General features: G+C 53.0%; 13 protein-coding genes. 11 read left to right on the top strand and 2 right to left on the bottom strand.

Features of this window, described 5'->3' with window-relative positions:
• The first annotated feature begins 88 nt into the window (after window positions 1-88).
• The 3 genes from dnaT to C1N64_RS03180 all read left to right on the top strand — a co-directional run bounded on the left by dnaT (window position 89) and on the right by C1N64_RS03180 (window position 2,714).
• Window positions 89-625 (top strand): primosomal protein DnaT, encoded by a 537-nt coding sequence (dnaT, locus tag C1N64_RS03190; protein WP_006121358.1) that lies wholly within the window; start codon window positions 89-91, stop codon window positions 623-625.
• Window positions 625-1,365: a DNA replication protein DnaC gene (dnaC, locus tag C1N64_RS03185; protein ID WP_006121359.1), complete on the top strand. Its 741-nt coding sequence runs from the start codon at window positions 625-627 to the stop codon at window positions 1,363-1,365. Before dnaT ends, dnaC begins: the two co-directional genes overlap by 1 nt.
• Before the next feature lie 215 nt (window positions 1,366-1,580).
• A complete protein-coding gene (locus C1N64_RS03180) occupies window positions 1,581-2,714 on the top strand; it encodes an ROK family transcriptional regulator (RefSeq protein ID WP_164482747.1) in 1,134 nt (377 codons plus the stop codon).
• 26 nt (window positions 2,715-2,740) lie between these two features.
• Here the strand turns inward: C1N64_RS03180 and C1N64_RS03175 are convergent, their stop codons facing one another.
• Window positions 2,741-3,697, bottom strand: a complete 957-nt coding sequence (locus C1N64_RS03175) for a LacI family DNA-binding transcriptional regulator (RefSeq protein WP_054688619.1) — start codon at window positions 3,695-3,697, stop codon at window positions 2,741-2,743.
• Window positions 3,698-3,986: 289 nt separating this feature from the next.
• Between C1N64_RS03175 and C1N64_RS03170 the strand changes: the two genes are divergently transcribed.
• The 8 genes from C1N64_RS03170 to C1N64_RS03135 all read left to right on the top strand — a co-directional run bounded on the left by C1N64_RS03170 (window position 3,987) and on the right by C1N64_RS03135 (window position 11,998).
• Window positions 3,987-4,301 (top strand): PTS sugar transporter subunit IIB, encoded by a 315-nt coding sequence (locus C1N64_RS03170; RefSeq protein ID WP_033737272.1) that lies wholly within the window; start codon window positions 3,987-3,989, stop codon window positions 4,299-4,301.
• 12 nt (window positions 4,302-4,313) lie between these two features.
• On the top strand, window positions 4,314-5,651 hold the full coding sequence (locus C1N64_RS03165; RefSeq protein WP_033737270.1) for a PTS sugar transporter subunit IIC: 1,338 nt from the start codon (window positions 4,314-4,316) through the stop codon (window positions 5,649-5,651).
• Between the two features lie 12 nt (window positions 5,652-5,663).
• Window positions 5,664-7,046, top strand: a complete 1,383-nt coding sequence (locus C1N64_RS03160; protein ID WP_289367695.1) for a glycoside hydrolase family 1 protein — start codon at window positions 5,664-5,666, stop codon at window positions 7,044-7,046.
• A gap of 11 nt (window positions 7,047-7,057) precedes the next feature.
• Window positions 7,058-7,360, top strand: a complete 303-nt coding sequence (locus C1N64_RS03155; RefSeq protein ID WP_033737266.1) for a PTS lactose/cellobiose transporter subunit IIA — start codon at window positions 7,058-7,060, stop codon at window positions 7,358-7,360.
• Window positions 7,361-7,550: 190 nt separating this feature from the next.
• Complete coding sequence (locus C1N64_RS03150; protein WP_033737263.1) at window positions 7,551-8,930, top strand: carbohydrate porin; 1,380 nt, start codon at window positions 7,551-7,553, stop codon at window positions 8,928-8,930.
• Between the two features lie 190 nt (window positions 8,931-9,120).
• Window positions 9,121-9,537 carry a VOC family protein gene (locus C1N64_RS03145; protein ID WP_054634764.1) on the top strand — a complete coding sequence of 139 codons (417 nt, stop codon included), beginning with the start codon at window positions 9,121-9,123 and terminating at the stop codon, window positions 9,535-9,537.
• A gap of 337 nt (window positions 9,538-9,874) precedes the next feature.
• Window positions 9,875-11,176, top strand: a complete 1,302-nt coding sequence (locus tag C1N64_RS03140) for an MFS transporter (RefSeq protein WP_033737399.1) — start codon at window positions 9,875-9,877, stop codon at window positions 11,174-11,176.
• A 15-nt stretch (window positions 11,177-11,191) separates the two neighbouring features.
• Window positions 11,192-11,998: a substrate-binding domain-containing protein gene (locus C1N64_RS03135; RefSeq protein WP_054634765.1), complete on the top strand. Its 807-nt coding sequence runs from the start codon at window positions 11,192-11,194 to the stop codon at window positions 11,996-11,998.
• Here C1N64_RS03135 and C1N64_RS03130 read toward each other — a convergent pair.
• On the bottom strand, window positions 11,973-12,872 hold the full coding sequence (locus tag C1N64_RS03130; protein ID WP_033737398.1) for a LysR family transcriptional regulator: 900 nt from the start codon (window positions 12,870-12,872) through the stop codon (window positions 11,973-11,975). The genes C1N64_RS03135 and C1N64_RS03130 overlap by 26 nt on opposite strands.
• Between the last annotated feature and the right edge of the window lie 72 nt (window positions 12,873-12,944).

Below are 12,944 nucleotides of genomic sequence, written 5' to 3'. Positions count from 1 at the left end.
ATCCCGCGCCTTAAAAAAGGTACAATATGCCCTTCTGCACCGCGACAGGTGATCCGGTGTTGGGTGTAAGTTAACCGCAGGTCTTTTCATGTCAGTCAAAATCTTAACGTCAACGCTAATCGGTCTGGAGGCTTTCCGTCAGGACCCGCAGAGCGCCTTACAGCAGGCTGAAGACGGCATGCTGGCGGTGCTGGATAATTACACGCCGGTGATGTATGCCCTCACTCCCGCGCGTCTTGCACAGTTATTAGCCCTTGAAGCCGCCGCTCAGCAACCCAGTGATGTGGCGCTGGATGACAGTCTGTATGACGATGTTTCTGCTACGCTGCATAAACCCGTCGGCAAGTTTGCCATGTATGACGGCTGGCAGCCTGACGCCGACTTTACCCGCCAGGCAGCAATCTGGGGCGTCGCGCTCAGCGAGCCGGTGACGGCGGCAGAGCTGGCCGCCTTTGTGGCTTACTGGCAGGCCGAAGGCCGCCTTTTTCATCATGTACAGTGGCAACAGAAGCTGGCGCGTAGCCTGCAGATGAACCGCGCCGCCAATGGCGGACAGCCGCGTCGCGATATTACGCAGATCAGCAGTACTGACTACGATATTCCCGATGGTTTCCGAGGTGAGTAATGAAAACGCCCAACGATCTGTTTAACCGTCTGAAAAGAATGATGCCAGCAGGAACCCGTCCCAAATTCACCAATGGTGAAGAGTTGCTGGCCTGGAACCAGGAACAGGGGCGGTTGCGTTCAGAAGCGATTGTGCGAGAAAACCGCGCGATGAAAATGCAGCGTATCATGGGGCGTTCTGGGATTCGTGATCTGCATATTAACTGCTCATTCGACAACTACCGTGTCGAGAATGAAGGTCAGCGCAAAGCCCTGGAGCAGGCGCGCCAGTATGCTGCTAATTTTGAAGGAAACATCGCCAGTTTTGTCTTTGCAGGTCGGCCGGGCACAGGGAAAAATCATCTGGCTGCCGCCATCGGTAACGATCTGATTTTGCGTGGCAAGAGCGTGCTTATCGTGACTGTCGCGGATCTGATGTCCAGCATGAAAGGAACGTTCAGCGGCAGCAGTGATATCACCGAAGAGCGACTGATTCAGGATCTGAGCAGCGTGGATTTGCTGGTCATTGATGAGATTGGTATGCAGAGTGAATCGCGCTACGAAAAAGTGATTATTAACCAGATTGTTGACCGCCGCTCGTCATCTAAACGTCCGACGGGTATGCTCACCAATCTCGATCCCACCGGCATGAACGCCCTGTTAGGTGAACGCGTGATGGATCGTATGCGTTTAGGTAACAGCCTGTGGGTGCGCTTCGACTGGGAAAGCTATCGCAGCCGCGTCCGGGGTGACGAATACTGATGTTGCTGCCCGCTGAAGCGGGCGGTAGGGTTACTTCCCAGTTGCATGATCGTGTGGCCTGGCCCCCATTTCTGACGTAATCCCCTTATTCAGAGGACATTGCTATTTGGCAGCCCTCTCTGCCCAATGCTAAGTTTTCATTAGACATCAAACTAATAAGACTTCGTTGGCGGTGGGCGCTCCCTCGCCGCTGTGCACCTCTGGGGTAAGCCGTCATGAAAGCAACTGGCAAAGGGCCTGCATTGATGCGGCTGAATAATCAAAAGCGCGTAATGGCTCAACTGCGTCAGCTGCGCATCACATCGCGCCAGGATCTGGCGCAGGTACTGGCACTCAGCAAAAACACCGTTTCGCAAATTATTGATGATTTGCTGGAAAACGGTTGGGTTCAGGAACTAGGTAAAGCCAGCGTTTCTTCGGCTGGCCGTCCTAAAATTCACATTACCCTGCGCCCGGAAAAGCTGGTCAGTGCCGGTATCATGGTGGAAAAAAACCTGATTCACTGGCAGATCTGCGATTACTTTTCACAACCGCTTGCCGAACAGACAATACGGACGGACACCAGTAAACCTGGCCCGATACTGGCTGAAATCGGCGCCCTGTGCGAAAAACTGATGGAAGCCTGGCCAGGGCTGCTGGGAATTGGGCTGGGGTTTCCCGGTGTCGTCGATTCACGGCGAGGCTGGATGCATTTATCGACCCACCTGGGCTGGCAGAATGTTGACCTGGCCAGTGATCTGCGCAAACAGATCGCCTTGCCGATTCGGATTATGAATAACGTCAGGGCCGCTGCGCTGCTGTCTGTGCAACAGCTCAATCTGCCCGCCGAAAGCGGGCATTTTTATTTGCGCATTGCGGAAGGCATTGGCGGCGCGCTGGTGCAGCATGGCGTGGTTTTCACCGGTAACAGCTGGACCGCTGGTGAAGCAGGACATCTTACCGTCCAGCCAAATGGCCCTCGCTGTAGCTGTAATCGGCAGGGTTGTCTGGAGGCGATGATCAGCAAACCTGCCATTAACCAACAGCTTGCCCAGCGTCAGCCGGGATTAACCTGGCACAGTCGTGACAGCGCACCGAATGTCGTAAATGAAGTGATGCAGCTGGCAGGCAACTATCTGGGCATCGCGCTCAGCCAAATCATGTTATTACTGAATCCTGCCACGATCATCATTGACTGTCCCTGGAGCATCAGCCCGACCTTTTGCCAGGCCGTGCTCAATCAGACGCAGGCCAACAAACTGGCGTTTATTGCGGCCCATACGCAGGTACATTTTCTGCAATCGCATCTGGCCCCGGCAACCGGGCTGGCGCTGGCCATTATCGAACAGATGGAGCAGCGCCTCGAGTAACAGGCCACTGAGCGTGGCCCGGTGGCTTAGCGCTGGCGAAAATCGGGAATAACCAGATCGCCACGCATTACTGAGGAATGTAACACGCTCTGCGTCTGTTGATTCAGTGCCTTCACAATACGCGCGGCCATGGCATCCATTGAATATGAGATAGCCGGAATCGTCGGGATACCGGGCAGATCCAGCGTGCCGGCCAGACTAAAGACCATAATGTCTTTTGGCACCTGCTTATTGAACGCCTGCAACTGAGGTATCACTTTTTGTGCCTGCTGTTCATCGGCCACCAGCAATGCATTGAAATTGAGCGTGGAGGCATTGTTCAGAAGTTCCTGCAACGCCACTGAAGAAGATGGCGTGTCCATAAAGACCAGATTACGGTTAAAAGGCAGGAAATTTTTTTCCAGGGCATGTTTATAGCCCAGCAGAACCTGATCGGCAAAGCCCATGCCCTCGGGATGAATCAGAGCAATTTGACGACGATTTTGACTGATAAGATAGTTACAGGCCGTTTCCGCTGCAAAAGCATGATCACGCTGGATACTGTTCACTTCTTCGCCGGATTCCAGACAATCCACCAGCATCACGTTTGGCTGACGCAGGTTTAACGGAAAGCGCGCGCCGATAATTAAGACGTCATCACATAACCCACAGGTCAACTCACTGAGGCAGGTCATCACGTCCGCTTTCGTGTTGGCGAAACGAAGTAACAGGTGTTTTTGATGCTGACTGAAATGTTTCTCCAGCGCATAAAGGTAACCCGTCGTCTGATTGATATTTTCCTGCGCACAAATAACACCGATACAGCCCGTAGACTGACTCAGTAGTGACTGGGCGATGACATTTGGACGATAATTCAGTTCATCCACCGCTTTTAACACCGCAGCCCGACTGGCCTCTTTCACCCCACGTGACCCACTCAACACGCGCGATACGGTGGCTTTAGACACGCCAGCCAGTCGCGATACATCGTTGATAGTAGACATCATTTTCCCCTAACAGAACCAAACGGCTCCCTGAAAACTGACCGAAACGGTGGCTTAATTTTTCGCCACAGGCAGTATAGCGTTTTCGTTTTTTCATGGAAACCGATTTTCCGTTTCTACTCAATAATGATTTTTACCGCTTAATTTAGTGATCTGAATCGTAATTAAACACCCGTTATCAGCCAGAGCATGATGCCTGTCACACTTCCTTTTGCGACAAATGGAAACCGGTTTCCATATCGTATCAAATCATCTCCGTAACAAGTTTTACACGTAAAGGAGCGTTCTCATGATCAGGATTATGTTGTGCTGTTCGGCAGGTATGTCCACCAGCATGCTGGTGCGCAAAATGGTAGAGGTGGCGGATCAACGCGGCCTCGCTGTGCAGATTGATGCCTGGGGCATTGCCGAGTTTGATACGCAGTTTCCAACGTATCAGGTTGTGCTGCTCGGCCCGCAAGTAAAGTACATGTTAAACACGCTTTCAGAAAAAGCTGCCACCCACGGTATTCCTGTCCGGGCTATTGATATGACGGACTACGGTATGCAACGCGGTGACAACGTGCTGGATTACGCTCTGTCGCTTATTGAAGCGACACACTAAAAGGTGTCATTTATGGGTTCGTTATATCAGTCAATGGTGACGGTGATTGAACAGGCTATTACGCCCCTCGCCGGAAAATTGGGTCAGCAAAAGTACGTTATCGCTATTCGTGATGGTTTTACGGCGGCCCTGCCGTTTATGATTATTGGCTCGTTCATGCTGGTGTTTATTTTCCCGCCCTTTTCAGCGGATACCACCAACAGCTTTGCCCGGGCCTGGCTCGACTTTTCGGTTACTTATCGCCAGCAACTGATGCTGCCGTTTAATCTCAGCATGGGCGTCATGACCTTCTTTATCTCAGTCGGCATCGGTGCCAGTCTGGGCCGACAGTTCAACCTTGATCCCATCATGTCAGGTTTACTGGCTTTTATGGCCTTTTTACTGGTGGCAGCGCCCTATGCTGATGAAAAGATCTCTACGCAGTACCTGTCCGGTCAGGGAATTTTTACGGCCCTGATTACCGCGATTTATGCCACCCGTGTTTATGCCTGGCTCAAACAGCATAACGTCACGATTCGCCTGCCCAAAGAAGTCCCCACTGGCGTCGCCCGTTCTTTTGAGATTTTAATTCCGGTATTGGTGATCATTGGCACCCTGCATCCGCTTAATCTGTTTATTGAAGCCAAAACGGGCATGATTATTCCTCAGGCGATTATGCATCTGCTGGAACCGCTGGTATCCGCCTCGGATTCCCTGCCAGCCATCTTGCTGTCGGTGCTGCTGTGCCAGATTTTTTGGTTCGCCGGTATTCATGGCGCACTCATCGTCACTGGCATCATGAATCCCTTCTGGATGGCTAATCTCTCCGCCAATCAGGCCGCTCTGGCAGCCGGTGCGGCGCTGCCCCATGTCTATCTGCAGGGCTTTTGGGATCACTATCTGCTTATCGGCGGCGTCGGTTCCACTTTGCCGCTGGCCTTTTTACTGCTGCGCAGCCGGGTGCTGCATCTGCGTACCATCGGCAAAATGGGCGTGGTTCCCAGCTTCTTTAATATCAATGAGCCGATCTTATTTGGTGCGCCCATCATCATGAATCCCCTGCTGTTTATTCCCTTCGTCTGCGTCCCGATGATTAATGCCGTTCTGGCCTATACCGCCACAAAACTGGGCTGGGTTGCGCAGGTCGTTTCGCTGACGCCCTGGACGACGCCCGCGCCGATTGGTGCTTCCTGGGCGGCCAACTGGGCGCTTAGTCCACTGGTCATGTGCCTGATCTGCATGGTGATGTCGGCACTGATGTACTTACCTTTTCTGCGCGCTTACGAACGCAGCCTGATCAAAGCAGAAGAGAAAAAAATTCAGGATACCGTGCCCGCAGGCAATACCGTGCACGGTCATCCCCAGGCTTAAGGAGTCAGTCACATGCACTACCGTTTTCCTGACAATTTCTGGTGGGGCAGCGCCAGTTCGGCGTTGCAAACCGAAGGCTGTAGCCTTCAGGGCGGTAAAAGCGCCACCACCTGGGATCACTGGTTCGCACACCAGCCGCATCGTTTCCATCACGGTATTGGCCCGGCCGATACCTCCGGCTTTTATCAACACTGGCGGCAGGATATCACGCTGCTAAAAGCGTTAAAGCACAACAGCTTTCGCACCTCGCTGAGCTGGGCGCGGCTCATGCCGGACGGAGCGGATGAGATCAATCCCGAGGCCGTCGATTTCTATCACCGGGTCATTGATGAATTACTGGCGCAGGGGATTACGCCGTTTATCACACTGTTTCATTTCGATATGCCGCTGGCCCTGCAGGAGAAAGGGGGCTGGGAAAACCGCGAAGTGGTGCAGGCGTTTGGCCGCTACGCGCAGCGCTGTTTCACGCTGTTCGGTCACAAAGTGAAGCACTGGTTTACTTTTAATGAGCCCATTGTGCCGGTTGAAGGCGGCTATCTGTATGATTTTCATTATCCCAACGTGGTGGATTTTAAACGCGCCGCTACCGTGGCCTTTCATACCGTACTGGCACATTCCCTGGCGGTACGTGCCTGGCGTAACGGCGGCTATGATGGCGAAATAGGCGTGGTACTGAATCTCACACCGTCCTATCCGCGCTCAACGAATCCGGCAGATGTCAACGCAGCACAGCATGCCGATCTGCTGTTTAACCGCAGCTTTCTCGATCCGGTTCTCAAGGGCGAATATCCGTCTGCGCTGCTGGACTTATTAAAACAGCATGACCAGTTGCCACACTGCCTGCCTGGCGACAGCGCCTTGCTTGCCGACGGCATCATCGACCTGCTGGGTGTCAATTATTATCAACCGCGCCGGGTGAAGTGCCGGGACAGCGCCGTCAACCCTGACGCACCGTTTATGCCGGAGGCATTATTCGATCATTACGACATGCCTGGCCGACAAATGAACCCATACCGCGGATGGGAAATCTATGCGCCGGGTATTTACGATATTCTGATCAACCTGCGCGATAATTACGGCAACCCTCGCTGCTTTATTTCTGAAAATGGAATGGGCGTCGAAAATGAACAGCGTTTTATTCAAGACGGTAAAGTTCAGGATGATTACCGTATCGAATTTGTTTCCGAACATCTTAAATGGCTGCATAAAGGCATTCGCGAGGGCTGTCATTGTCTGGGTTACCATATGTGGACCTTTATCGACAACTGGTCCTGGCTGAATGGCTATAAAAATCGCTATGGCTTAGTGCAGCTCGATCTGGAAACACAACAACGTACGATAAAAAAGAGCGGAAACTGGTTTGCTAACGTTGCCGAAAATAACGGTTTTGACTGAGAGCGATAATAATGATTGAACTTGAAGACGCTGTAATGACGATTATCGTCAATTCAGGACACGCCCGCAGCCTGTGCTTTGAAGCCCTGCAGGCGGCGCGGCAAGGCGAGTTTGAGGAGGCCCATGCGCGCCTCAAAGAGGCCGACGACTATTCCCGCAAGGCCCATCAGATGCAAACCCGGTTAATTGAACAGGATGCTGGCGAGGCCCGACAGCCGATGACGTTAATTATGGTCCATGCTCAGGATCATTTAATGACGTCGCTATTAGCCCGTGAATTATCAGAAGAAATAATTCATCTCTATCAACGGTAATTTGATCGCTTAATACAGGAGAACGCCTGACAAAAAATATCCCTCTGGAAAGAAAACATACTCTACAAATCAACTTGTTTTGGTGACAGTCAATAAGCCGAAACGGGCGGGTTATTATCTGAAAACAACAGCACGCGTCTTTCGGGTTAATTCGTGTTAACCCGAAGGATGAGGTGTAAACGAGATAACCATGAACATGATAAAAACATTTTCACTTCCTCTGGCGGTGAGCGCCGCGCTGTGCCCGATTGCCGGCCTCGCACAGGAATTCACGCAGGAACAAATCGACGCTATCGTCGCCAAAGCCGTCGATAAAGCTTTAGCAGAGCGTCAGGCTAAGATGGATGCCGCCGTCGCGAAAAAAACGGATGTGATAACAGAACCGCAGAGTCCTGCACAGTCACCGGATATGGCCATTCCTTTTGGCGTGAAGTTTAGCGGCTACGCCCGTTATGGCGCGCATTACCAAAGTGGTGACCAAAAGTATGTCAACGTTGATGGCTCTTACAACGGCGCCTCCGGTATTGGTCGCCTGGGGAACGAAGGTAACGGCGGCGAATTCCAGCTCTCTAAAGCGTTTAAAAGCACGAACGGTGCCATCTGGGACGTGAACGTGATGATCGATCACTGGGGCGATGAAGTGAACCTGAAAAAAGCTTACGCTGGCGTGACCAATGTGCTGGCCTCGAATCCTAATGCCTATCTTTGGGCCGGACGGGACTTTCATCAGCGCCCGCAACAGAACATCAATGACTATTTCTGGATGAATCACGATGGTCAGGGCGCGGGCGTAAAAGACTTTGACGTAGGCGGGATAAAATTTGACCTTGCTGCCGTCGCGGCGGTGGAATCCTGTAATCCTGAAGTGCTTAGCGATGAATCCAATCCGTCACGCATTACCTGTACGGGCGGATCGGGCACCGGCGATAAAGGAAACTATGCCGCCACATCTAAAATCCACGGCATGAAACTGGGGCCGCTGGATCTGGAGATGTATGCCAATTACGGTTTCGACTCTAAGGCCGTGGAAAGCGAGGATCGCCTCAACGCCTGGCAGGGTGCGTTTGTCGTAAGCCACACCACCGATCATGGCGTCAATAAAGTGATTGCACGCTACTCAGACAATGCGGATAACAGCGTTTACAGCAAAACCCATGGCCTCAGCACGCTTTACACCAGCTTTGAAGGTAAGCACCTGTTTACTCAGCAGGCGCAGGTGGAGTATCTGCTGGCCTATCACGATTATGACAACAGTCGACTGAAAAGCGACAACCGGAAAAACTACGCTGCCATTGTGCGCCCGATGTATTTCTGGAATGACGTGCACTCCACCTGGCTCGAAGCCGGTTATCAACGGGTCAACTATGATGAAGGCGGTAGCAACAACGGCTGGAAGCTGACGCTGTCGCAGAATATCGCTATCGCGATGGGCCCGGAGTTCCGTCCCATGCTGCGCTTCTATGTGACGGGCGGCAAGGTCGATGATGCGCGCACCGCACGCGTGAATGGCCGGGAAAACGATATTCTGGACGACTTCAATCTGGGTGCGATGTGGGAAGCCTGGTTTTAAGACGATACACGGGTCATCTACGGCCAGTGTGAGGCGGTGTACGGATTTACCTGCAACGATAAGCAACCCTCGCCCCTCGGGCATTTCTGCCGTATGCCCGATTGGGTGGTAAGCTGTACGAAGGGCGCGCAGCACCGCCTTGCCGTTTCAACGCGACATTCACCTCAGCGACCTGATAAGGAAAAGCACCATGTCGGCAATCGGTAATACATTTCATCACATCGGTATTGTGGTTCAGGATATTGAAGCCAGTGAAGCCTGGTATAGCCAGATGCTGGGATTTACGCGTCTGTATGATTATGGCTGGCCGGGCGTACAGGTTGTTTTTATTGCGCGGGGCAATGTGAAACTGGAGCTGTTTCAACATGCGCAGGCCACCCCGATGGATCCACAGCGGCAACGCGCAGAAACCAATCTGAAAATCGGCGGTATCAACCATTTCGCGCTTCAGGTCGACGATCTCGATGAGGCGGTTGCGGAACTGCAGGCAAAAGGTGTCGAGATCGTTTCCCCGCCCCGTGCCGTACCCAACGGCGATGGCGATCGTTTCGCTTTCATTCATGATAACGAGAAGATGCTCGTCGAGCTTTTTCAGCCCGGCCGCTAACCCGCCTCCTGTCTGGAATGATTTCACTCGCGATGGGGCGAACGCGCGCGTCGCCTGATAGAACCTGACAAAGGCTTTACGCTACCCCTTTTCCTTTAAATACCCATATGAACCCTGTCACAAAACGCGCATTCGGTTTTTCGGGCTGGTTAAACGTCCACCCGCCCGGCAAACTTGTTAAAGCCTTGTTGCACATAGCCCAATGTAATTGTTAACGGCCATTAATGCGCATAGCGCATCAGTCGATGAGTTTATTGCGCTTATTTACTTTATTTTCCTGATCCAGTCTTCAGCAACAGGCGCAGCAAAAAGCGTCAATGATAAACTGGAGATACCGATGCATTCCTCGACTTCACCTATGACCACTCGCGCCAGAATCGGCGCCATCTTGCGCGTTACCTCGGGCAACTTTCTGGAACAGTTTGACTTCTTTCTGTTTGGTTTTTATGCCACCTACATCGCGCATACTTTCTTTCCGGCGAGCAGTGAGTTCGCCTCACTGATGATGACCTTTGCCGTCTTCGGCGCAGGTTTCCTGATGCGCCCGATCGGCGCCGTGGTGCTGGGCGCTTATATTGATAAAGTCGGCAGACGTAAAGGATTGATCGTAACCCTGTCCATTATGGCTACGGGCACCTTTCTGATCGTATTAATCCCGTCTTATCAGAGCATTGGCCTTTGGGCCCCGATGCTGGTGCTTATCGGTCGCCTGTTGCAGGGCTTCTCTGCCGGTGCCGAACTGGGCGGCGTGTCGGTTTACCTGGCCGAAATCGCTACGCCAGGCCGCAAAGGCTTCTATACCAGTTGGCAGTCGGGCAGCCAGCAGGTCGCCATTATGGTTGCCGCTGCCATGGGCTTTGCCCTGAATGCCGCCCTGGAAGAGAGCGCGATTCGTGAATGGGGCTGGCGTATTCCGTTCCTGTTTGGCTGCCTGATTGTGCCTTTCATTTTCTTTCTGCGTCGTAAGCTGGAAGAAACGCAGGAATTTAATGCTCGCCGTAAGCATCTGGCGATGCGCGAGGTCTTTAAAACCCTGTTAGCTAACTGGCAGGTGGTGGTTGCGGGCATGTTGATGGTGGCGATGACCACAACAGCGTTCTATCTGATTACCGTTTATGCCCCCACCTTCGGCAAGAAGGTGCTGATGCTCAGTGCGTCTGACAGCCTGCTGGTTACGCTGCTGGTGGCCATTTCCAATTTCCTCTGGCTGCCGGTCGGGGGTGCCCTGTCGGACCGCTTTGGACGTAAGCCGGTTCTGATTGCCATGACGTTGCTGGCCCTGGCAACGGCTTATCCGGCCCTGACGCTGCTGGCCGAAGCACCGAGTTTTACGATGATGCTGACCGTACTGCTGTGGCTGTCATTTATCTACGGCCTGTATAACGGTGCGATGATTCCTGCCCTGACCGAGATTATGCCAACCGAAGTTCGGGTGGCGGGCTTTTCACTCGCTTACAGCCTCGCAACGGCTGTCTTTGGCGGATTTACCCCGGTGATTTCAACCGCATTGATAGAGTACACCGGCGATAAAGCGTCACCCGGTTACTGGATGAGCTTTGCTGCCGTCTGTGCCCTACTGGCGACGCTGTATCTTTACCGCCGCAGCGCTGTCAATTTACAACCCGCCGTTAAACATTAAGTCAGGGACTCCATTATGAAACGACTATACCGATCACTCCTTGCCACCCTCGTGCTTTCAACCGTCAGCACGACGGTACTGGCAAAGGACGTGACCGTGATGATCTCTGGTGGCTTTAAAGCCGCCCTGGAGAAACTCACGCCTCAGTTTGAAGCCCAAAGCGGTGACAAAATTATCCTGGTATCCGGCCCTTCAATGGGTAAAACCCCGCAGGCAATCCCTAACCGCCTGGCACGTGGTGAAAAGGCCGATGCGGTAATTATGGTGGGCAATGCGCTGACTCAGCTGGAAAAAGACAAGTGGATAAAACCCGGCTCACGCGTGGAGCTGGCTGACTCGCCGATTGGTATTGTCGTGAAGCAAGGCGACGCTAAGCCCGCAATTAAGACGGATGACGAATTACGTCAAGCCTTACTGAGCGCGAAGTCTATTGCGTATTCCGATAGCGCCAGCGGTCAGTATGTCAGCAGCGAGTTGTTTAAGAAGTTAGGCATTGAAGACAAAGTCAAAGACAAAGCACATCAGGTCGAACGTATTCCTGTCGCCTCGGAAGTGGCAAAAGGCCACTATGCACTGGGACTACAGCAGGTCAGCGAACTGCTGCCCGTCAAGGGCGTGACTTTTGTTGGCGAGTTGCCTGACGATGTCCAGTACATTACCCGCTTTGCGGGCGCTGTCCCGGCGAAAGCCGCGCATCCGGAAGCAGGTAAAGCGCTACTTGATTTCCTGGCCTCAGCCCAGGCGCAGGCGGTCGTTCACGCAACCGGTTTGCACTCGGTGAAAACGCAGCAGCCTGTTACGCAGCGTGATACTGTTCAGTAATGAGCTTTTCCAGTTCTGCTGCAATATACGACTGAATACGTCCGCTGCGTCTGAGCAGCCCTACAGTACGTTTCACCACCGGATCGGTGAGGGGTAACTGCACCAGCACCGAATGACCGGATGACGGCATCGACATGGCGGGCACGGCAGCAATGCCGATTCCCGCTTCAACCATACCGAGCATCGTGGTCACATGTCGGGTCTCACAGATACTGGGACGCGCCGGAACAACATGACCCAGGGCAGAGTCCAGCAGGTTGCGATTACCCGACGTCTTATCCAGCCCCACATAATCCTGCTGATAAAATTCCTGCCATGTCAGGCCCTTACGGCTGGCAAGCGGATGGTCGTGTCGGCAGGCGACAACATAAACATCCTCAACCAGGGGTAAAAATTCGGTGCCAGGCGGTGGATTGCCGGAGAAGCAAATGCCAAAATCTGCCTGACCACTGGTTACCGCCTCGATCACGTTGCCTGCGCTGCTATCAATAATTTTGACGCGTACGCGAGGATAACGGGCCTGAAAGCGGCGAATGACATCCGGCATAAAATAGTAGGCCGCAGAGGGCACCGTCGCCACCGTCACCAGTCCGGTCCGATCCTGGCTGACTTTACTGATATCGGCCATAACCTCTTCAAAATTAGCGAGCAGCTGCTCCGAACGTGCGGCAAATGTCTGACCATAAAGCGTAAGCGTAACCCGGCGCGTGGTTCTGTCGAACAGCTTAATCCCCAGTGCCGTTTCCAGCTTTTCAATCCTGCGGCTCAGGGCCGACTGGGACAGGCAAATGGACTCCGCTGCAATGCGGAAATTGCCATATTCGACCAGGGCGCGAAACGCGTACAGATCGTTAAGATCGAAATTAACCGGCATGGCGACAGACATTCCCGTGATGTTGAAAAGGCTGGAACCATAGTGCCTTATCGCTTAACAGCAAACAAAGTG

Source organism: Pantoea sp. SGAir0215 (assembly GCF_043543215.1).
This window is presented reverse-complemented; position numbering and strand designations above follow the sequence as displayed.